This is a genomic window from Streptacidiphilus sp. EB129 (assembly GCF_041262645.1).
Classification (GTDB): domain Bacteria; phylum Actinomycetota; class Actinomycetes; order Streptomycetales; family Streptomycetaceae; genus Streptacidiphilus.
Genome location: NZ_JBGCCS010000023.1, coordinates 1 through 18,374 on the forward strand (window position 1 = coordinate 1; position 18,374 = coordinate 18,374).

The 18,374-nt window shown below is 71.7% G+C and carries 18 protein-coding genes, 1 pseudogene and 1 riboswitch; of the genes and pseudogenes, 12 read left to right on the forward strand and 7 right to left on the reverse strand.

Annotation, left to right across the window (positions count from 1 at the left end; all coding sequences use genetic code 11):
• Positions 1-95 (forward strand): annotated as a pseudogene (locus ABH925_RS25165) (sugar ABC transporter permease); the annotation flags it as partial.
• A gap of 103 nt (positions 96-198) precedes the next feature.
• On the opposite strand, the gene ABH925_RS25170 reads toward ABH925_RS25165, so the two are convergent.
• The gene (locus tag ABH925_RS25170) at positions 199-549 is read right to left on the reverse strand and encodes a cupin domain-containing protein (RefSeq protein ID WP_370151163.1); all 351 of its coding nucleotides are present in this window, start codon (positions 547-549) and stop codon (positions 199-201) included.
• A 114-nt stretch (positions 550-663) separates the two neighbouring features.
• On the opposite strand from ABH925_RS25170, the gene ABH925_RS25175 reads away from it, so the two are divergent.
• Both ABH925_RS25175 and otsB read left to right on the forward strand, forming a co-directional pair.
• Positions 664-912: a DUF3263 domain-containing protein gene (locus ABH925_RS25175; RefSeq protein ID WP_370151164.1), complete on the forward strand. Its 249-nt coding sequence runs from the start codon at positions 664-666 to the stop codon at positions 910-912.
• 105 nt (positions 913-1,017) lie between these two features.
• Entirely contained in the window at positions 1,018-1,875 is an 858-nt protein-coding gene (gene otsB, locus ABH925_RS25180; protein ID WP_370151165.1) for a trehalose-phosphatase, read from the forward strand.
• A gap of 9 nt (positions 1,876-1,884) precedes the next feature.
• Here the strand turns inward: otsB and ABH925_RS25185 are convergent, their stop codons facing one another.
• Positions 1,885-3,318: a trehalose-6-phosphate synthase gene (locus tag ABH925_RS25185; RefSeq protein WP_370151166.1), complete on the reverse strand. Its 1,434-nt coding sequence runs from the start codon at positions 3,316-3,318 to the stop codon at positions 1,885-1,887.
• Between the two features lie 29 nt (positions 3,319-3,347).
• Positions 3,348-4,460 (reverse strand): glucosyl-3-phosphoglycerate synthase, encoded by a 1,113-nt coding sequence (locus tag ABH925_RS25190; RefSeq protein ID WP_370151168.1) that lies wholly within the window; start codon positions 4,458-4,460, stop codon positions 3,348-3,350.
• A gap of 173 nt (positions 4,461-4,633) precedes the next feature.
• Positions 4,634-4,765: riboswitch (SAM riboswitch) on the forward strand.
• On the opposite strand from ABH925_RS25190, the gene thrC reads away from it, so the two are divergent.
• From thrC to ABH925_RS25220, 6 genes are all read left to right on the forward strand, one after another.
• Positions 4,759-6,054: a threonine synthase gene (thrC, locus tag ABH925_RS25195; RefSeq protein WP_370151170.1), complete on the forward strand. Its 1,296-nt coding sequence runs from the start codon at positions 4,759-4,761 to the stop codon at positions 6,052-6,054. Its footprint overlaps the riboswitch before it by 7 nt.
• A gap of 56 nt (positions 6,055-6,110) precedes the next feature.
• On the forward strand, positions 6,111-6,389 hold the full coding sequence (locus ABH925_RS25200; protein WP_370151171.1) for a MoaD/ThiS family protein: 279 nt from the start codon (positions 6,111-6,113) through the stop codon (positions 6,387-6,389).
• 545 nt (positions 6,390-6,934) lie between these two features.
• Positions 6,935-7,135: a cold-shock protein gene (locus ABH925_RS25205; protein ID WP_030255564.1), complete on the forward strand. Its 201-nt coding sequence runs from the start codon at positions 6,935-6,937 to the stop codon at positions 7,133-7,135.
• A gap of 325 nt (positions 7,136-7,460) precedes the next feature.
• Positions 7,461-9,083: a chaperonin GroEL gene (gene groL, locus ABH925_RS25210; RefSeq protein ID WP_370151172.1), complete on the forward strand. Its 1,623-nt coding sequence runs from the start codon at positions 7,461-7,463 to the stop codon at positions 9,081-9,083.
• Between the two features lie 184 nt (positions 9,084-9,267).
• The gene (locus ABH925_RS25215) at positions 9,268-9,627 is read left to right on the forward strand and encodes a hypothetical protein (RefSeq protein ID WP_370151173.1); all 360 of its coding nucleotides are present in this window, start codon (positions 9,268-9,270) and stop codon (positions 9,625-9,627) included.
• Entirely contained in the window at positions 9,624-9,878 is a 255-nt protein-coding gene (locus ABH925_RS25220) for a DUF4031 domain-containing protein (RefSeq protein WP_370151174.1), read from the forward strand. Before ABH925_RS25215 ends, ABH925_RS25220 begins: the two co-directional genes overlap by 4 nt.
• Positions 9,879-9,990: 112 nt before the next feature.
• On the opposite strand, the gene ABH925_RS25225 is transcribed toward ABH925_RS25220, so the two are convergent.
• Positions 9,991-10,719: a hypothetical protein gene (locus ABH925_RS25225; RefSeq protein ID WP_370151175.1), complete on the reverse strand. Its 729-nt coding sequence runs from the start codon at positions 10,717-10,719 to the stop codon at positions 9,991-9,993.
• 95 nt (positions 10,720-10,814) lie between these two features.
• Here ABH925_RS25225 and ABH925_RS25230 point away from each other — a divergent pair, with 95 nt between their 5' ends.
• Positions 10,815-11,519 (forward strand): copper homeostasis protein CutC, encoded by a 705-nt coding sequence (locus tag ABH925_RS25230; RefSeq protein ID WP_370151176.1) that lies wholly within the window; start codon positions 10,815-10,817, stop codon positions 11,517-11,519.
• A gap of 109 nt (positions 11,520-11,628) precedes the next feature.
• Here the strand turns inward: ABH925_RS25230 and ABH925_RS25235 are convergent, their stop codons facing one another.
• A complete protein-coding gene (locus ABH925_RS25235) occupies positions 11,629-13,872 on the reverse strand; it encodes an AAA family ATPase (RefSeq protein ID WP_370151177.1) in 2,244 nt (747 codons plus the stop codon).
• Between the two features lie 324 nt (positions 13,873-14,196).
• Here ABH925_RS25235 and ABH925_RS25240 point away from each other — a divergent pair, with 324 nt between their 5' ends.
• Positions 14,197-14,442: a hypothetical protein gene (locus ABH925_RS25240; protein WP_370151178.1), complete on the forward strand. Its 246-nt coding sequence runs from the start codon at positions 14,197-14,199 to the stop codon at positions 14,440-14,442.
• A 47-nt stretch (positions 14,443-14,489) separates the two neighbouring features.
• Here ABH925_RS25240 and ABH925_RS25245 read toward each other — a convergent pair whose 3' ends face one another.
• Positions 14,490-16,127 (reverse strand): DNA repair helicase XPB, encoded by a 1,638-nt coding sequence (locus ABH925_RS25245; protein ID WP_370151179.1) that lies wholly within the window; start codon positions 16,125-16,127, stop codon positions 14,490-14,492.
• A gap of 110 nt (positions 16,128-16,237) precedes the next feature.
• Here ABH925_RS25245 and ABH925_RS25250 point away from each other — a divergent pair, with 110 nt between their 5' ends.
• On the forward strand, positions 16,238-17,302 hold the full coding sequence (locus ABH925_RS25250) for a DUF4190 domain-containing protein (protein ID WP_370151180.1): 1,065 nt from the start codon (positions 16,238-16,240) through the stop codon (positions 17,300-17,302).
• On the opposite strand, the gene ABH925_RS25255 is transcribed toward ABH925_RS25250, so the two are convergent.
• Complete coding sequence (locus ABH925_RS25255) at positions 17,280-18,323, reverse strand: alpha/beta hydrolase (protein ID WP_370151181.1); 1,044 nt, start codon at positions 18,321-18,323, stop codon at positions 17,280-17,282. The two genes, ABH925_RS25250 and ABH925_RS25255, sit on opposite strands and share 23 nt — an antisense overlap.
• Between the last annotated feature and the right edge of the window lie 51 nt (positions 18,324-18,374).

The following is an 18,374-nucleotide window of genomic DNA, read 5'->3' on the forward strand; positions in this document are numbered from 1 at the left end:
CCGGCTCCGTCATCGCCACCATCCCCGTCATCATCCTGTTCGCCCTCATCGAAGGCAAAGTCGTCTCCGGCCTCACCGCAGGCTCCGTCAAATAACCAGGCAGAGGTACGACAAGAGGCGCGGGGCCCTGCCCGTCGGACCGGATACGGTCGGACGGGCAAGGGTCCCGCGCCCCTGTCTCCTGCCAGGACGCCCCGGTCAGCTCAGCGTGATCTGATACGCCTTGCGCAGCGTCTCGTGGACGGTCCAGACGGTGCGGTCGCCCTCACGCAGGACACACGCGTCGCCGGGGCCGACGTCGAAGGTGGGGCCGTCCTCGACGGCGATGGTGGCGCGGCCGCTGACCACCACGAACAGCTCGTTGGCCTCGGTGTCGGTGACGACGCCCGGGGTGATCTGCCAGATCCCACGGATCTGGGTGCCGTCCTCGGACTCCCAGAGGACCTTTCCGGACACCTCGGGGTCGCCCTCGACGATCTGCTCCGGGTCGAGCGGGTCCGGCTCCAACTCCGCGTCCGGGATGTGTACGGCGAAACTCATGCTGGTCATGGCCTCGACGCTAGCCTCAACCGGCGTCGGCCGGGGAGCGGCACAGTGTGTCGTACCCGGACGGCAGAATGACAGGTCGTATCGTCACACTGCCCAGAACATCGTCCAGAGCGGATGCGGAGGAACCCGGAGATGGCCGACGAGCTCACCGACCGCGACCGCGCCGTTCTGGCCCTGGAACAGCGCTACTGGCGCACGCCCGGCGCCAAGGAGGCCGCGATACGCGAGCAGCTGGGTCTGGCGCCGGTCCGCTACTACCAGCTGCTGAACGGGCTGCTCGACCGCGAGGCTGCGCTGGTCCATGACCCCGTCCTGGTGAACCGGCTGCGGCGGCTTCGGGATCAGCGGAGGGCGCGGCGGTAAGGCCCCAGCGGGGAGGGGGTGCGGTGCTGCCGGGGTGGCGCGTTTGTGGGTGGCTGGTCGCGCAGTTCCCCGCGCCCCTTGAGGTAGATGGCTAGGGTCGGAGGTATGGGCAACCTCTTCGAGAAGCTGAGTGATGACGGGCGGATCGGGCTGGAGGCGTTGCGGGGGGAGCCGGCGCGGGCCGTGCTCGCCTTTGACTTCGACGGGACGCTGTCGCCGATCGTGGCCGACCCGGAGCAGGCGTACGCGCACCCCGGCGTGGTCCCCGCGCTGTCGCGGCTGGCGCCGCTGGTGGGCGCGGTCGTCGTGGTGACCGGCCGTCCGGCGGCGACGGCGGTGCGGCTTGGCGGGTTCGCCGGGGTGGCGGGTCTGGAGCACCTCACGGTGCTGGGGCACTACGGCCTGGAGCGCTGGGACGCGGCGACCGGAGAGCTGAGCGCACCGGCCGAGCACCCCGGCGTCACCGCGCTGCGCCCGGAGCTGCCCGGCCTGCTCGCCGCCGCCGGAACTCCCGAGGGCGCCTGGATCGAGGACAAGGGCCACGCCCTGGCCGTGCACACCCGCCGTACCGCCGCACCGGACGAGGCGCTCGCCCTGCTGGACGCCCCGCTGCGGGCCGCCGCCGACCGGCACGGCCTCGCCGTGGAGCCCGGACGGATGGTGCTGGAGCTGCGTCCGCCCGGGATGGACAAGGGCGTGGTGCTCACCGCCTTCCTGCGCGAACGGGCGGCCGGAAGCGTCCTCTTCGCGGGCGACGACCTCGGCGACCTCACCGCCTACGACGCCGTCGACGCGCTGCGGGCGAGCCGGGGCCTGCCCGGCCTGCTGGTGTGCAGCGCGCCCAGCACCGGCGAGCCGCCGGTCCGCGCCCTCGCCGAGCGCGCCGACCTGATCGTGCCCGGCCCCGAGGGCGTGGTCGAGCTGCTCGGACGGCTGGCCGGGGAGCTCTCCTCCGTTGACTGACGGTCCGTCCTACTCCGGCGGCTGGCCCTCCGTCAGGGCGGTGTACTGCTCCAGGAACCAGGCCGACGGCGGCAGTGCGGTGCCGGCCGCCGCCAGCCGCTTGCAGCGGTCGGTGCGCTCCCCGCGCGGCATGGTCAGCGCCCGGTGCAGGGCCTCCGCGGTGGCGATGACGTCGTACGGGTTCACCGTCACGGCGTCCTCGCCCAGCTCCGCGTGGGCGCCGGCCTCGCGGGACAGCACCAGCGCGCAGCCCTCGTCGGAGACCACCGGGATCTCCTTGGCGACCAGGTTCATCCCGTCCCGGATCGGGTTGACCAGGGCCACGTCCGCGAGCCGGTAGGCGGCCAGCGAGCGCGGGAAGTCGTCGTCGACGTGGAGCATGACGGGCTGCCAGGTCGGGGTGCCGAACTCGTCGTTGATCTCCTGGGCGGTGCGCAGCACCGAGGCGGTGTACTCGCGGTACTCGGGCAGGTCGTGCCGGGAGGGGTAGGCGAAGGCGATGTGCACCACCCGGTCCAGCCATTCGGGGCGGGTGCGCAGCAGATGCCGGTAGGCGTGCAGGCCGCGAACGATGTTCTTGGACAGCTCGGTGCGGTCGACCCGGACCACCGTGGCCCGGCCGCCGACGGCCTCGCGCAGGGCGCTGAGGCGGGCGTCCACGTCCGGACGGTGCGCGCGCTCGCGGAGGAAGTCGCCGTCGGCGCCGAGCGCGTGCACCCCGAGCCGGGTGCGCCGGCCCTGGTGGGTGACCGTGAGGGCGTCCCGGTCGACCTCCGCGCCCAGCACGGCCTCGCAGCAGTCGGCGAAGGCGGCGGCCCAGCGCTGGGTGAGGAATCCGGCGCGGTCCGCGCCGAGGATGCCGGTGAGCACGTCGCGGGCGATGTCGTCGGGCAGCAGCCGGTAGTAGTCCGGCGGCGCCCAGGGGGTGTGCGAGAAGTGGCCGATGCGCAGGTCCGGGCGCAGCGCGCGGAGCAGCCGGGGTGTCAGTGACAGGTGGTAGTCCTGGACCAGCACGGTCGCCCCGGGTGCCGCGGCCGCCGCCAGCGCCTCGGCAAAGGCGGTGTTGTAGGCCTCGTAGGAGGCCCACTCGCGACGGAAGGCGGCGCCGAAGACGGGGCTGGTCGGGGTGTTGTAGATGAGGTGGTGGACGAACCAGAGCGTGGAGTTGGCGATGCCGTTGTAGGCGCGGGCGAAGGTGCCCGGGTCGATGTCCAGCATGCGCACGGACGGGTCGGTGCGGCCCTGCCGGGTCGCGGCGCGGTCCCCTTCGGAGAGCGCGGCGCAGACCCAGACCGAGTCCACCTCCTCGCCGATGGCGGAGAGGCCGGACACCAGCCCGCCGCCGCCTCTGCGCGGGGTCAGCGTGCCGTCGTCCTCGACGGTGTAGGACACCGGTCCGCGGTTGGAGGCGAGCAGAATCCTGGCTTCGCTGGCGTTGGGCATGGTCCCTACCTTGCCTCGGGTGGACATGGTCAAACGTGATGATTCGGCGCAGTGGCGTCGGAAGCAGTGGCTTCGGGAGCGTTGGCGTCTGGTGCGGTGGCTTCGCGCGGAGCGGCATCGGGCGCGTTGAGGTCGGGCGCGTCGGGGTCGGGCGTGGTGAAGCCGGGCGTGGTGAGGTCGAGCAGCGTGACGAGGGGCGGGCGCTCGCTCACCGCGATGTCGGCGGTGGTCGGGGTGAAGCCGTCCGCGGTGCGGGTGAACTGGGTGATCCGGGGCGTGGCCAGTTCCTCGGCCAGGTCGTCGGCGAGCTTCAGCCGGTGGCCGCGGGACAACCGCTCCATCGCCGTGAGCTGGATGGCGGCCGCCATCCGGCCCAGTGCCCGGGCGTCCTGGTGCCGGTGGTGCCGCACGCCGACGTCCACCTGGGCGAGTGCGTCCAGGCCGGCCAGCTCCAGGGCGTCCACCAGCAGTCCGAGCTCCACCCCGTACCCGGTGGGGAAGGGCAGCCGTTCCAGCAGCGAGCGGCGCGCGGCGTACTCGCCGCCGAGCGGCTGGACGAAGCCGGCCAGCAGCGGCCAGTAGAGGTTCAGCAGCGGTCGGGCGACCAGTTCGGTGACCCGTCCGCCGCCGGCCGGGTCGTGCGCGGTCGCGGTCTCCAGCGGCCGGTCGTACATGGCCTTGACGAAGGCCACCCCGGGGTCGGTCAGCAGCGGCCCGACGATGCCGGAGACGAACGCCGAGTCGAACGCCCGCAGGTCGGCGTCGACGAAGCAGACGATGTCGCCGCCGGTGACCAGCAGCGACCGCCAGAGCACCTCGCCCTTCCCGGCCACCGCGGGGAGCCGGGGCAGTATGTCGTCGCGGTGCACCACCCGCGCCCCGGCCGCGGCCGCGGCCTGCCCGGTGCGGTCGCTGGAGCCGGAGTCGACCACCACCAGCTCGTCGACCAGCGGCACGGCCTCCATCAGGTCGCGGCGGATCGCCGTGACGATCTCGCCGACGGTCGCCTCCTCGTCCAGCGCCGGGAGCACCACGCTGACCGTGCTGCCGGTAGCCCGTTTGGCTGCCAGCAGTTCCGGGAGCGAGCGGTCGGCGGCCGCCCAGGAGCGGCGGCGCAGCCAGTCCGCGACCTCGTCAAGCACAGGGCTCCTCATTCTTTGTGGCACCGTCCGTCATGGCGCGTGTCTCGCCTCGCGGACGACCCGTGATCGTGGGCGGGGCTTCGGTTACAGTCTTGGGGACGACCTACCACCGCCGCTCGGCGGGTGTACGGCCATCATCACAAACGCGGCGCGGCAGCGACCGACCGCCATAGAGCTCATCCAGAGGGACTGAGGGAACGGCCCGTTGAAGTCCCGGCAACCCCCCTGCCATCCGCCACTGCGGCGCTGGTCGGGAAGGTGCCAATTCCGTCCTGCGGCGAGACGCGCCGCGGGGAAGATGAGGAGAGAGGGCCTCGCCATCATGGTAGCTGCACCACTGACATCCGACTCGTTCGGCCCCGCCGTCGCCCTGTCCTGCCGCGAGTGCGGCGCGCGGAGCGAACTGGCCCCCGACTTCGCCTGTAGCGAGTGTTTCGGCCCCCTTGAGGTGGCCTACGACCTGCCCACCGGAGACCCCGAGGCGCTGCGCGCCCGGATCGAGGCGGGCCCCACCAACATCTGGCGCTACGCGCCGCTGCTGCCGGTCTCGCCCGACGTGGCCTCCCGGCCCAACCTCAACCCGGGCTGGACCAAGCTGGTCAAGGCCGACAACCTGGCCCGCGAGCTGGGCGTCACCGGCGCCCTCTACGTCAAGGACGACTCCGGCAACCCGACGCACTCCTTCAAGGACCGCGTGGTCGCCATCGCCGTCGAGGCCGCCCGCACCTTCGGCTTCACCACCCTGTCCTGCTCGTCGACCGGCAACCTGGCCGGCGCGGTCGGTGCCGCCGCCGCCCGAACCGGGCTGCGCTCCTGCGTCTTCATCCCGCACGACCTGGAGCAGGGCAAGATCGTGATGGCCGCCGTGTACGGCGGCGAGCTGGTCGGCATCGAGGGCAACTACGACGACGTGAACCGCTTCTGCTCGGAGCTGATCGGCGACCCGGCCGGCGAGGGCTGGGGCTTCGTCAACGTCAACCTCCGCCCGTACTACGGCGAGGGCTCCAAGACGCTGGCGTACGAGATCTGCGAGCAGCTCGGCTGGCGGCTGCCGGACCAGCTGGTCATCCCGATCGCCTCGGGCTCCCAGCTGACGAAGATCGACAAGGGTCTCAAGGAGCTGATCGCCCTCGGGCTGGTCGAGGACAGGCCCTACAAGATCTTCGGCGCCCAGGCCGAGGGCTGCTCCCCGGTCTCGGTGGCCTTCAAGGCCGGCCACGACGTGATCCGCCCGCAGAAGCCGAACACCATCGCCAAGTCGCTGGCCATCGGCAACCCGGCGGACGGCCCCTACGTGCTGGACATCTGCCGCCGCACCGGGGGCGCGGTGGAGGACGTCACCGACGAGCAGGTGGTGGACGCGATCAAGCTGCTGGCGCGCACCGAGGGCATCTTCGCCGAGACGGCGGGCGGGGTGACCGTGGGCGTGCTGCAGAAGCTGATCAAGAACGGTCTGCTCGACCCGGCCGCCGAGACCGTCGTCCTCAACACCGGCGACGGCCTGAAGACCCTGGACGCGGTGGAGCCGACCACCGGCCTTTCCGCCACCATCCGCCCCACCCTGGTCTCGTTCCGAGAGGCCGGCCTCGCCTGAGCAGGCGAAGCGAGGGAACCGACTCGCCTGAGCGGGCGAAGCAGAGGAGTACCAGCATGAGCGTTTCCGTCAGAATCCCCACCATCCTCCGCACCTACACCGGCGGGGCCGCCGAGGTCGCGGCCGAGGGCGCCACCCTCGCGGCCGTGATCGCCGATCTGGAGGCGAACCACACCGGTATCAGCGGCCGGATCCTGGACGACGCCGGCAAGCTGCGCCGCTTCGTCAACGTGTACGTGAACGACGACGACGTGCGTTTCGCGGAGGGTCTGGAGACGGCCGTTCCGGACGGCGCGAGCGTCTCGGTGATCCCGGCCGTGGCCGGCGGCTGCTGACGCAGAGTAATTCCCAGAACAACTCGGAACCGGGCCGCCCGCTATTCGCGGGTATCCCGGTTCCGTTGTTTTCCATGCGTACACCGGCGGCACGTGCCCTGTGCACGGATCTCCACCCGCGGAGGGGTACAGTTGCTTCCGGTTACCGGTGGTCCGCCCTTGCGGGTACGTCACGTACGGCACTTCCGGCCAATCCCTTCGCTCACGCCACGTGTACCACCTGGCCGTCCACCCTGCCCGGCAGCGGCCGGGCGTCCCGGTGACTGAGACGGCATGCGGCGCGGAGGCGCTCTGGCTGCACAGGAATTCCTGGATCGATTTGTCGGTCAGGTCCGCTATGTCCGGACCGAATTGCCGTGCTATGCGGGTATTCGCCCGCTAATGCCCCTTGTGGCTCCGTAAGAATTCCCTCCCTTATGCCCTGTTGCGGAGGGCATCTGAGTGGATACATTCAGCGTCGGCTGAAGCACCGCGCCATGCGTGGCCGCCTCGGCCCGGTCCGCGGAGTGCGGTCCGTGAAAGGGCCAGTAATAGGGGAGTTTGGAATGGCTCAGGGCACCGTCAAGTGGTTCAACGCGGAGAAGGGGTACGGCTTCATCGCGGTCGACGGTGGTGCGGACGTGTTCGTCCACTACAGCGCGATCCAGATGGACGGGTACCGGTCGCTCGAAGAGGGCCAGCGGGTCGAGTTCGAGATCTCGCAGGGTCAGAAGGGTCCGCAGGCGGACATGGTCCGTGTGGTGTGACCCTCGGTCGAGCAACCGCTGACTGACGACAGGACCGGCTGAGCCTCGTTCCAAACGAAGCATCCACGCAGGTCTTCCCGCAGGTCCGTACCCCTCGGGGTACGGACCTGCGGGCGTTCCGGGGCCCGGCTCCGGGGAGATCTGCTTGCACTCGGCAGGGGTGAGTGCTAATCATTGGCGTTAGCACTCTGAGGTAGAGAGTGACAACGGGCCGGGTAGGTGAGGCCCCGGGCGCGCCGGGAAGTGACCGTCGCAGGCCGGGTCCGTCCGTCGCGGGCGCCAGCGCGGTCCACACGCAGCCACCCTGTCCGGGAGGACCACTTCCATGGCCAAGATCATTGCCTTCGACGAGGAAGCTCGTCGCGGCCTTGAGCGCGGGATGAACCAGCTCGCCGACGCTGTCAAGGTCACGCTCGGCCCCAAGGGCCGCAACGTCGTCCTTGAGAAGAAGTGGGGCGCCCCCACGATCACCAACGACGGTGTCTCCATCGCCAAGGAGATCGAGCTCGAGGACCCGTACGAGAAGATCGGTGCCGAGCTCGTCAAGGAGGTCGCCAAGAAGACGGACGACGTCGCGGGCGACGGCACCACCACCGCCACCGTGCTGGCCCAGGCCCTGGTCCGCGAGGGCCTGCGCAACGTCGCGGCCGGCGCCAACCCGATGGCCCTGAAGCGCGGCATCGAGAAGGCCGTCGAGGCCGTCTCCGCCGAGCTGCTGGCGCAGGCCAAGGACGTGGAGACCAAGGAGCAGATCGCCTCCACCGCCTCCATCTCCGCCGCCGACGAGCAGATCGGCGCGCTCATCGCCGAGGCGATGGACAAGGTCGGCAAGGAAGGCGTCATCACCGTCGAGGAGTCGCAGACCTTCGGTCTGGAGCTCGAGCTCACCGAGGGCATGCGCTTCGACAAGGGCTTCATCTCGGCGTACTTCGCCACCGACCTGGAGCGTATGGAGACCTCGTTCGAGGACCCGTACATCCTGATCGCCAACTCCAAGATCGGCGGGGTCAAGGACCTGCTCCCGATCCTGGAGAAGGTCATGCAGTCCGGCAAGCCGCTGCTGATCATCGCCGAGGACGTCGAGGGCGAGGCCCTGTCGACCCTGGTCGTCAACAAGATCCGCGGCACCTTCAAGTCCGTCGCCGTCAAGGCCCCGGGCTTCGGCGACCGCCGCAAGGCCATGCTCGGCGACATCGCCATCCTCACCGGCGGCACGGTCATCTCCGAGGAGGTCGGCCTCAAGCTGGAGAACGCCGGTCTGGAGCTGCTCGGCCGCGCCCGCAAGGTCGTCGTCACCAAGGACGAGACCACCATCGTCGACGGTGGCGGCGAGAGCGACCAGGTCGCCGGCCGGGTCAACCAGATCCGCGCCGAGATCGAAAACAGCGACTCGGACTACGACCGCGAGAAGCTCCAGGAGCGCCTGGCGAAGCTCGCGGGCGGCGTGGCCGTCATCAAGGCCGGTGCCGCGACCGAGGTCGAGCTCAAGGAGCGCAAGCACCGCATCGAGGACGCCGTGCGCAATGCCAAGGCGGCCGTCGAGGAGGGCATCGTCGCCGGTGGTGGCGTCGCGCTGCTGCAGGCCTCGGTGGCCTTCGACAAGCTGGAGCTGGAGGGCGACGAGGCCACCGGTGCCAACATCGTCCGCGTGGCCCTGGAGGCCCCGCTCAAGCAGATCTCCGTCAACGCCGGCCTTGAGGGTGGCGTCGTCGTGGAGAAGGTGCGCAACCTGGCGCCCGGCTGGGGCCTCAACGCCGCCACCAACGAGTACGTGGACCTGATCGCGGCCGGCATCATCGACCCGGCCAAGGTCACCCGCTCCGCGCTGCAGAACGCGGCCTCCATCGCCGCGCTCTTCCTCACCACCGAGGCCGTCATCGCCGACAAGCCCGAGAAGGCCGGTGCCCCCGCGGGCGGCGGCATGCCGGGTGGCGACATGGACTTCTGATCCCTCCGGATCAGACGCTCCAGGCTTCACCGCGGCATCTGCTGCGCAGCAGCACTGCCGTACTGCTGTAGTGCTTCACACTGCGAGGCGGTCCTCCCTTCGGGGCGGGCCGCCTCGCGGCGTTGCCGGGCCGGGGCGGCGCCACCGACCGGGAGGGAGTGGCGCGGTTTGAGACACTGGGCGGATGGACGCCGACACACTCGAAGCCGCACTGCACACCGCCCGCGCCGGGGTACTGCGCGACCTGACCGCGCGTGACGTCGCCGATGCCACGGTCGTCTCGCTGCTGGAGGACGCCGTCGCCCAGCGCCGCTGGTGGGTCGAGCAGTGGCCGGACGGCAGGGACTACGTGCTGGGGCTGGTCGCCCAGGACGTGCAGGACGCCCTGCTGGAGGCGTACGGACGCTGGCCGCTGTGCGGGTCCTGCGCCGTGGAGGGTGACCCGCAGGCTCTCAGCGTCGAGCCGGAGCTCGGCCCGGACCCGCACTGGGTCTGCCCGAAGGAGGGGGTCGTGGTCGCCCCGGTCGGGGAGCTGGGCCCGTGATCCTGATCGACCCGCCGACCTGGCCCGGTCACGGCCGGCTCTGGTCCCACCTGGTCAGCGACGTCTCCTACGAGGAACTGCACGCCTTCGCGCGGGAGCTGGGGGTCCCGTCCCGCGGATTCGAACGCGATCACTACGACATCCCCGAGCACCACTACGCGGCGGCCCTCGCCCTCGGCGCCCGGCCGGTCCGCAGCCGCGAGCTGGTCTCCCGGCTCACCACCGCCGGCCTCCGCCGCCGCAAGGGCTGACCGCGCCGCGGCTCAGCGCCTCCCGGTCCGGGCCCTCGCGGCCGGCCCCGCCGAACCCGGCACCTGCCGAACCCGGATCCCGCCCTGCGGGCCCGCACGGCGTGCGGGGTCGCTACGCCGCCGGGCCGCCGTCCGTCGTGTCGCTGACCGTCGTGTCGCTTTGCGCCGCACCGTCGTCCGCCGTCAGCCGAGCGAGTTCGGTGGTGAGGTTCTCGCGGGCGCGGTCCGCGTAGGCGGCACGGGCGGCGGGGGTGCGGTAGAGCCGGGGCTGGGCGAGGAGCTGCCGCAGGATCTCCGCGCGGCCGGCGCGAAAGTCCGGGTCGGGGACGAAGGCGTACTCCTCGCGTACGGCGGCCGCGTAGGCCGCGTAGGCGGGCTCCGGGCCGCCGAGGACGGCGAGGTCGGCGTCGGACAGGACCGCGCCGTTCCGGTCGCCGTCGGCGGGCTCGTGGGCGGTCGTCAGCCGGACCAGCCGGGCGGTCTCCGCGACCACCGCCGCCGGGACCCCCGCCTCCGGCAGCACCCGCTCGGCGAGCCGCGCGCTGCGCTCCTCGTTCTCGGAGCGGTCCGGCGCGTACACCGCGTCGTGGAACCAGGCGGCCAGCCGCACCGCGTCGGGGTGGTCGGCCTGGTCCGCGAGCCGGTCGACCTCCGCCAGCACCGCGGCCAGATGGCTCAGCGTGTGGTACCGCCGCTGCGGCTCGGACCAGCGGCGCAGCAGTTCGTCACCGAACGGCGCCGGGGGAGGGGAACCGGGCCGGCGGACCCGTTCCAGCAGGGCCACCCAGTGGGCCAGCAGGTCGGCGGCGAGGGCGGTGTCGGGATGCGGCGGCGACGGCATGACCACAGTGTGAGGGAACGGACGGGGAAACATTGCGTGATCAAGGCTTCGGCAGGGCTCGCCGCGCGGCGGCCGGATGTGGCAGGCTTAGCGATATGTCTAGACCAATCTTCGAGGTGATCGCCACATCCGCGCAGGATGCGGTGGCCGCAGCCGCCGGTGGTGCCGACCGCTTGGAGCTGGTCACCGACATGGCAGCCGACGGACTCACACCCTCCGTCGACGAGTTCGCGCGCATCCGCGCCGCGGTACACCTCCCGCTGCGGGTGATGCTGCGGATCCGTGACGGCTTCCTGCCGGGCGACCTGGACGAGCTCTGCGTCAGAGCCGAGCGGCTCCGCGCCGAGGGCGCCGAGGAGTTCGTCCTCGGCTTCCTCACCCCGGACGGAGACGTCGACCTGGACGCGGTGCGCACCGTCCTCGGCGTCGTGCCCGGCTGCCGGTGGACCTTCCACCGGGCGCTCGACCACGCCGAGGACCGTACGGCGGTCCGTACCGCGATCGACGGACTGCCCGGTCTGGACACCGTGCTGACGGCGGGTTCGCCTGCGGGGGTGGCCAACGGCCTGGGCGTGCTCGCCGCCGAGGTGCCCCGCTCCGGCCAGCCCGGCTACGTGCCGCGGATCCTGGTCGGCGGCGGTCTCAAGTCCGAGCACGTCCCCGGCCTGCTCGCGGTGGGGGTCGACGGCTTCCACGTCGGCGGGATGGTGCGGACCGGAGGCTGGGAGACGCCGGTCGACACCGGCCTGGTCCAGCAGTGGCGCCGGCTGGTCGACACCGAGGCCCACGCCGCGGCGTGACCGCCGAGGCCCACGCCGCGGCGTGACCGCCAGGGGCCGTGCCTCGGGGTGACGGTCGCTCGCGGGCCTCGTGCGTCGTTCGATCGGCCGGGTGCCGGGCCGCCGGGCGTCAGTGCACCAGCGCCGGTGGGAGCGGGCGGGAGTGCAGCACCGTCAGGCCGGAGACCGGGCGGGTGAGGCAGACGTACAGGCGGCGCAGCCCGGTCCGCAGGTCGGGCTCGCCGTCGATGATCGCGGCGGGCTCGTCCAGAACGACGTGGTCGTACTCCAGGCCCTTGGCCAGCGAGGCCGGGACCAGCGTCAGCCGGGTCTCGGCCGAGGTCTCCACGCCCGGGTCGAGGTAGTGCAGCCCGGCGTCCCGCAGTGCCGCGGCGAGCAGCGGCACCCGGTCGTCGGCGGCGATCAGGCCGATCGAGCCCTCGCGGCGCAGCGTCTCCCGGCTGGCCGCGATCACCGCGTCGGTGAGCTCGGCCGGGGTCGCGGAGACCGTGGCGTCCAGTGCGGCGGAGTCGTCGGCCGGTGGCGGGGACGGGATGTGACTGATCGTCAACGCGCCCTCGGACTCACGCACCGACTCGGCCGGGGCCAGGTCGGGGGCGATGCCCGGCAGCAGCCGGGAGGCGTAGCGGATCACCTCGCTGGGCACGCGGAAGGTCTTGGTCAGCGCCTCGACCCGCGAGTCCGGCTTGCCGAGGTGCTCCAGCGCCTCCGCCCAGGTCGCGGTGGCCCACGGGGTGGTCCCCTGGGCGATGTCGCCGAGGACCGTGGCCGACCCGGTGGTGCAGCGGCGGCCGACGGCCCGGTACTGCATCGGGGAGAGGTCCTGGGCCTCGTCGAGGACCACATGGCCCAGCGAGTGGGTCCGCTCCACCAGGTCGCGCGCCTCGTCCACCAGCACCGCGTCGGCCAGCGACCACGGCGCGGACCGGACGCCGCGCGGCGGCTTGGGCCAGAGCACCGCCTGCTGCTCGGCCGCCGTCAGCACGCCGTCGGCGCAGCGGGCCAGGAACTCCGCGTCGGACAGCAGCCGGAACACCAGCTTGGCCGGGTCCACGGCCGGCCAGATCGCCTTGACCGTGGCCTTCACGGCGGCGTTGCGGGCCACCGCGTCCTGCACCCGGTCGTCGGGGGCCTCGCCGCCGTTCTCCATCTTCACCAGCACGGCGTGGGCGATCCGCTGCGGAAGCGCGGCCAGCGCCGCCCCGTAGCGGATGTCACGGTCCATCAGCTCGCGGGTGATCTCCTCCAGTTCGTACGCCGGGATGCGCCACCGGCGGGATCCCCGGACCACCACGCACGGCTCGGCGGGCATCCGGATCCCGTCCCGGACCGCGTTGCGGAGCACCCGCGCCATCCGGGCGTCGCCCTTGATGATCGCGGTGACGGCGGGGTCGGCACCGGTCACGGCCACATGGCCGACCAGTTCCTCCACCGTGGCCTGGGCCACGTCCAGCTCGCCGAGGGCCGGCAGCACCTGCTCGATGTAGTGCAGGAAGGACCGGTTCGGGCCGATCACCAGGGTGCCGGTGCGGGCCAGCCGCTCGCGGTGGGCGTAGAGCAGGTAGGCGACACGGTGCAGGCCGACGGCGGTCTTCCCGGTGCCGGGCGCTCCCTGGACGCAGACCGTGCCGTTCACGTCGGCACGGACGATCTCGTCCTGCTCGGGCTGGATGGTGGCGACGATGTCGCGCATCGGGCCGACGCGGGGGCGCTCGATCTCGGCCGCGAGCAGGGCGCTGGTCTGCTCGGTCTCCTCGGCGTCGGTCAGGTGCTCGTCCTCGTAGGCGGTCAACTCGCCGCCGGTGTAGCCGAAGCGGCGACGCAGGCCGACGTCCAGCGGGTCCTTGCGGCTGGCCCGGTAGAACGGCTGGGAGACCGGCGCGCGCCAGTCGATGACCATGGGGTCGCCGTGGGAGTCGTGGACGTGGCGCCGCCCGATGTAGAACTGCTCGCCCTCCCCGGAGCCGTCGCCGTTGCCGGTGGCGCCCTCGGTCAGCTCGCGGCCGGGGGCGTGCAGGTAGTCGAGGCGGCCGAAGAACAGCGGGGTGTGCGCGAGGTCGGCCAGGGCCTTGATCCGGTCGGAGACCTCGCGCTGCAGGATGGCGGCGTTGACCCAGTTGCCGGTGACGTCGCGCAGGTCCAGCGACTCCACGTCCGCGCGCATGGCGCGCAGCGCGGCCCGGGAGGACGCGAGATGGGCGCGTTCGCGCTGCAGCGGCTGCTGGGACAGGTCGGCCCGGGACGGGTCAGCCGGGGACGGATCAGCCGGGGTGGGATCGGTCCGGGACGGACCGGCGTCCGGGCGCGGGGTGGGCGCGGTGGCGGTCTGCGGGGACGGGGTGTGCGCGGGCACGGTGAAGCCTTCCCGGCTGCGGGACACCGGGGGTGCCCGGCGCGCAGCGGTCTCAAAGTTCTGACATGGAGTTTGAGAGCCGCCCGGTACCGGCCGGGCGGCGCACTCCCCGGGCCCCGGAAACGGGGGGAGAGGCGGCAGACCGGCCATCCTAGACCTGGAGTCGAAGGAGCGCGAACGGTTTTCCGGTCCGTCACCCGGTGCCTCAGGGGGAACCCTGACTTCCGGAGGAGGGCCGTAGCCCTCCGGGAGGACCGGACGTACACCGCTGAACAGGACTTTCGGCCGACGTCCGGAAGGGGGCCGGAAAACTACCGTGGAGGTATGGCTACCGCACAGATCTCATCCCAGGCCGTGGCCCCCATTCGGGCCCGCGGCGCCACTCCGTCCAGTACAGCAGTCCCCCGGCAGACCGCTCCCACCACCCACGGCAGCACCGGTTCCGGTGCCGCCGACAGGTCCTCGCACCTCGGCCCGCTGCGCACCGCGCTGCGCGGCGCGGGGGTGTTCCTCGACACCACCCTCCGGGTGGTGCTGCTCGGCGGCGACGGCCTCGACCGTCACCGCTGAGCAGCACCGCTGACCGTCACCGCTTACCGAAACCGCAGGTCACGGGGTCAGAGCACGTCGTCCGCGTCGATGATCCGGTAGGCGTAGCCCTGTTCGGCCAGGAAGCGCTGGCGGTGCGCCGCGTAGTCCTGGTCGAGGGTGTCCCGGGCGACCACCGAGTAGAAGTGCGCCGTGTGCCCGTCCGCCTTCGGGCGGAGCACCCGGCCGAGCCGCTGGGCCTCCTCCTGGCGGGACCCGAAGGTGCCGGAGACCTGGATGGCCACGGTGGCCTCGGGCAGGTCGATGGAGAAGTTCGCGACCTTGGAGACCACCAGCACGGTGATCTCGCCGTTCCGGAAGGCGTCGAAGAGCTTCTCGCGCTGCGGGTTGGTGGTCTCACCCTTGATCACCGGCGCGCCCAGGACCTCGCCGAGCTCGTCGAGCTGGTCGATGTACTGGCCGATGACCAGGGTGGGTACGCCCCGGTGCTTCTCCACCAGTGCCTGGGTGACCCGGCGCTTGGTCGCCGTGGTCGCGCAGAAGCGGTACCGCTCCTCGGGTTCGGCGGTGGCGTAGGCGATCCGCTCGTGCTCGGTGAGGGTGACCCGGACCTCGCAGCAGTCGGCCGGGGCGATGTAGCCCTGGGCCTCGATCTCCTTCCAGGGAGCGTCGAAGCGCTTCGGCCCGATCAGCGAGAACACGTCGCCCTCCCGGCCGTCCTCGCGGACCAGGGTCGCGGTCAGTCCGAGCCGGCGGCGGGCCTGCAGGTCGGCGGTGAACTTGAACACCGGCGCGGGCAGCAGGTGCACCTCGTCGTAGACGATCAGGCCCCAGTCGCGGGAGTCGAAGAGCTCCAGGTGGGAGTAGACGCCCTTCCGCCGGGTCGTCATCACCTGATAGGTGGCGATGGTGACCGGCCGGATCTCCTTGCGCTGGCCGCTGTACTCGCCGATCTCCTCCTCGGTCAGCGAGGTGCGCTTCACCAGCTCGTGCTTCCACTGGCGGGCCGAGACGGTGTTGGTGACCAGGATCAGCGTGGTCGCCTTGGCGGTGGCCATCGCCGCCGCTCCGACCAGCGTCTTCCCGGCGCCGCAGGGGAGCACCACGACGCCCGAGCCGCCGTGCCAGAAGCCCTCGACGGCCTGCTGCTGGTAGGGGCGCAGCTCCCAGCCGTCCGGCTCCAGCTCGATCGGGTGCGCCTCGCCGTCGACGTACCCGGCCAGGTCCTCGGCCGGCCAGCCGAGCTTGAGCAGCACCTGCTTGATCTGGCCGCGCTCGGAGGGGTGCACGGCGACGGTGTCGGGGTCGATGCGCTGGCCGACCAGCGGGACGATCTTCTTGGAGCGCAGCACCTCCTCCAGCACCGGACGGTCGGTGCAGCTGAGCACCAGTCCGTGCACCGGGTGCTTGCTGAGCGTCAGCCGTCCGTACCGGGCCATGGTGTCGGCGACGTCGACCAGCAGCGCGTGCGGCACCGGGTACCGGGAGTAGGTCACCAGCGCGTCCACGACCTGCTCGGCGTCGTGCCCGGCGGCGCGGGCGTTCCACAGCCCGAGCGGCGTGACCCGGTAGGTGTGCACATGCTCGGGGGCGCGCTCCAGCTCGGCGAACGGCGCGATGGCACGTCGGCAGTCGGCTGCCTGGGGGTGACCGGTCTCCAACAAGAGCGTCTTGTCGGATTGGACGATCAGCGGTCCGTCGTTCACGAGCGAGTCCTCCGTAGGGCCGGGCGCGGGCCAGACCTTCCAGTGTGCCAGTCTGTCGGGGTTCGGGGGCCCGGCACGGGGCGCCGGCATAGGCGATGGGGGAGAGAAGCATGAGTACGCCGCCCGAGGATCAGCCGCAGCAGACCTGGTGGGCGGTGCCGTCGCGGGTGCTGCCGCAGCCGGGCTCGGGGACGAACGGCCAGGCCGTCGCGGCGTTCGTGTTGGGGCTGCTGGCGGTTGTGCCGGTGAGCGTGGTCCTCGCCATCGTCGCGCTGGTGCGGATCGGCCGGACCCGGCAGCGGGGCAAGGGGCTGGCGATAGCCGGGCTGGTGCTGTCGGGCGCGTGGTTGCTGGTCGGCGTGGGCGGAGTGGTCACCGCGGTGATGTACGCCTCCAGCCATGCGACGGCGGGGTCGCCCTTCGCACCTGGAGCGCGGACCCTGGACCAGCTGGCACCCGGCACCTGCTTCAACCGGCCAGCCGGGAGCGCGATCCAGTGGGTCAGCGAGGTGCCGTGCACGCAGTCGCACGATGGGCAGTTCCTCGCCTCGTCGACGGAGCCCTTCACCTCGTACCCCGGTCTGGATCAGGCCAAGTCGGACAGCTTCCGGGTGTGTCTGCAGGCGGAGTATGCGGCGTTCCCCGATGTGGCGATGCTGCCCGTCGACTCGGTGGTGCACTACAGCTACCCCACGCAGCAGACCTGGGACGGTGGGCTCAGGCAGGTGCGGTGCTTTATCGGCTTCGCCGCGGGGTCCTACTCCGAACCGCTGACACGGCCGCGCACCTACCCGGCCGCCACGCTGGCCTTTCTGAAGCTCGAACAGGCCCGGCAGATTCCCGCCCGGATGGCGGACGATCTGACGGACGATGAGTGGAGCACCGGCCTGGCCCTCGCCCCGGAGATCGCGGCCGCGGATCGGGCCGAGGCCGCCTGGCTCGACAACCGGTCCGGGCCCTTCGCCGGGAGCGGCAACGCGAAGACCCTGGCTGCCGAGGATCTCACGGACGCCGCCCTGTGGGACGCCGTCGGCTCGGCCTCCGACGCGTCCTCGTGGGGCTCTCTGAGCACGGATGAGCGGCAGGCGGAGGTGCTCCGTTCCTCGGATGTCGACGCGATGCGCTCCGACGTGGGTCTGCCCTACGTCCCGGCTATCCCGCAGTGGGCGGCATGAGGTGCTGGCTGAGGAACTCCAGGGTCATCGGGATGACCTTCTTGAAGTCGCTGGTCAGGTGATCGCCGTGGGGCAGCACGTAGTACGAGGTGTGCAGCTGGGGTGAGGCCTTGCCGGCCTTGATGAAGTCGCCGGCCTCCTGCTGCTCGTTGGCCTCGCGGCCGCCGACGGTCAGCAGCATGTAGAGCTCGGTGGTGTTCTTCGGCACCATCAGCATCGGGTTGTTGGCGGCCTTCTCCGGGTCGTGGCCCTTCCAGTACCAGGAGTCGGGGATGAAGTAGCCGTCGATCGGCACCGCGGCCTTGAAGGTCTGCGGGAACTGCAGGGCGAGCTTGGCGCTGCAGAAGCCGCCGGTGGAGGCGCCCATCAGGCCCCACCCGTCCCGGCTCTGCAGGGTGCGGAAGTTGGCGCGGACGAAGTCCGGGATGTCCTCGCCCATCCAGGTCGCCATCTTCGGCTGGCCCGGGATGTCGCTGCAGTCCTGGATCGCGAAGTCGCTGTCGTGGAAGTTCTGGATCGGCATGATCATGATGAACGGGCTGGCCTTGCCCTGCTGTGCCAGCTCCACGTCCTTGGCCTGGATGCCCAGCTGCTTCTGGTCGTTCCAGGTGTTGTACCCGGCACTGGAGCCGCCCGAGTACATGGTCACCACGGGGAAGCCGTAGTTGGCGTACCTCGGGTCGTTGTACTGCGGCGGCAGCCACACCCACACCTTGCCGGACACCCCCGACTTGGCGCCGTGCAGGGTGGTCACGTAGATCGGGCCGACGGAGGTGTTCTGGGAGACCGTCATCGGGGTCTTGGGGCCGGCCGGCATCGACACCACGGTGCTGGTCGGGCCGGGTGCGGCGGTCGACGCGGAGGCCGAGGCGGTCGGCTTGCCGGAGCCGCCCAGGTCCTGGGACGGCGTCCTCGGGGCCGGCGAGGACGAGCCGCCGCAGGCTGCGAGCGGGAGCGCCAACAGCGCGGCGGCCGCTGCCGAGACGAGCGACTGGCGGCGGCGGGCGATGGTGGGGCGCATGGCGTCGGATCTCCGGGGGTGGTGGGGGTTACGCAGTGGTATGTACGGGTT